Origin of the sequence: Enterovibrio norvegicus FF-33, from assembly GCF_000286835.2 — a bacterium.
Taxonomy (GTDB): domain Bacteria; phylum Pseudomonadota; class Gammaproteobacteria; order Enterobacterales; family Vibrionaceae; genus Enterovibrio; species Enterovibrio norvegicus_A.
In genome coordinates this window covers 178-1271 of sequence record NZ_AJYD02000033.1, presented here as the reverse complement: position 1 = coordinate 1271, position 1094 = coordinate 178, and the positions used below count along the sequence as shown (strand labels likewise).

Genomic DNA, 1094 nt, shown 5'->3' with positions numbered 1-1094 from the left:
GAAATTGCGTCCTGTTGATAGCCTTGTTAGCGCAAGATTCGATTGTGCGCGGCTTGCCGCCAACCACCCTTTTGAACAAGAAGAATGGCTTAAACACAAACCAAATGACTTGAGTAAACTTCCAAGAAAAAGCCTTTTGATTTGAATTCTGCACTAATACTCCAAATTATTAGGATCCCAAGGAACATATAACGTCACGATAACGGGCGTTTACTTTACCAAATTGATTGAAACGCCTGAATCACAGCGTTTCTATAAAAATTTGCGCCACGAGTAAACGTCCTGTTCATTGTTTTGTTATATTTCCCTACACCACACGTTCTTTACACCAACACTAGTAAAGCCAAAAGACTTGCAGTTACGACTGCTGGTACTGTTTAATTCCACATCCGTCAGGAGAACTTCAATACCGTTGTCGAAAGCATCCTTTTTACGAGCATCAAGCAATGCTTTTTGGCAACCTCTGCCTCGAAATTCTTCTTGTGTATATGCATTCGCTAATATTGCATACTTACTTTCAAAAAAGCATGTAGCCCATGCGCAAGGTATGCCATTTACGAATGCTACATAGCAACGAAATTTTTCAGTGCAATATAGCGAGCGCTTTTTTAACCAAGTTTCTTCTGAACAACTGACCCCAGACGTTTTCAACAGAGAAAGAAAGTCCTCGACTCTACTATGCCCCCATACTTCTACATTGATAGCATTTGATGAGTCCTTTGAACCCTGCAAACTCTCCTGCGTTAGTTGAAGAAATTCATGTTCAAAGACTTTTGTAAACTCGTGACTTGATAGCCAAGAGTCGAGTTCGGGGGTGGTTGCTTTCGGTTCAACACTGATTTCTAGTGGCAAACTAATGTCAAATAGCCCTAGGCTACTTTCCAACGACTCTAAGTTACAAATATCTCTGATAACTATTTGATTGTCGTATCTACGGGTTTTGTCCACATAAGTAGTGAAAGAAATTGAATCGGTAACGGACAGCTCACTTGGTGTATCCGTAGACAGAGTCCGCTCATTATTGAAGATAAAGTAAGAGTTATATACTTCCTGTACTCTTTGATCCTGCATTTGTCTCTCTTATCTAAAGAAAT

Annotated in this window: 1 protein-coding gene; it reads right to left on the bottom strand. The window is 40.0% G+C overall.

Annotated elements, in window-relative coordinates; all coding sequences use genetic code 11:
* Window positions 1-297 precede the first annotated feature (297 nt).
* Window positions 298-1071 (bottom strand): GNAT family N-acetyltransferase, encoded by a 774-nt coding sequence (locus A1OO_RS08340; protein ID WP_017005319.1) that lies wholly within the window; start codon window positions 1069-1071, stop codon window positions 298-300.
* Window positions 1072-1094: the final 23 nt, after the last annotated feature.

Coding starts and splice junctions, on each gene's coding strand:
- A1OO_RS08340 (WP_017005319.1), bottom strand. CDS start 1,071: ATGCAGGATCAAAGAGTACAGGAAGTATATAACTCTTACTTTATCTTC.